1 pseudogene is annotated in these 401 nt (G+C 52.1%); it reads right to left on the bottom strand.

Annotated elements, in window-relative coordinates:
* Nucleotides 1-401 (bottom strand): annotated as a pseudogene (locus KV696_RS09675) (adhesive domain-containing protein); the annotation flags it as partial.

The following is a 401-nucleotide window of genomic DNA, read 5'->3' as shown; positions in this document are numbered from 1 at the left end:
GCGTCTACATCAGCATCAACAAGTGCGGTAGCCTCTACATCAGCATCAACAAGTGCGGTAGCCTCTACATCAGCGTCAACAAGCGCTGTAGCCTCTACATCAGCAAGCACAAGTGCGGTAGCCTCTACATCAGCAAGCACAAGTGCGGTAGCCTCTACATCAGCAAGTACTAGCGCTGTAGCCTCTACATCAGCGTCAACAAGCGCTGTAGCCTCTACATCAGCAAGCACAAGTGCGGTAGCCTCTACATCAGCAAGCACAAGCGCCGTAGCCTCTACATCAGCATCAACAAGTGCGGTAGCGTCTACATCAGCATCAACAAGTGCGGTAGCGTCTACATCAGCATCAACAAGTGCGGTAGCCTCTACATCAGCATCAACCAGTGCGGTAGCCTCTACATC

This window comes from Streptococcus humanilactis (genome assembly GCF_019448275.1).
In the GTDB taxonomy this organism is placed as follows: domain Bacteria; phylum Bacillota; class Bacilli; order Lactobacillales; family Streptococcaceae; genus Streptococcus; species Streptococcus humanilactis.
The sequence above is the reverse complement of the archived record's forward strand: the minus strand, read 5'-3'. Positions and strand labels throughout refer to the sequence as shown.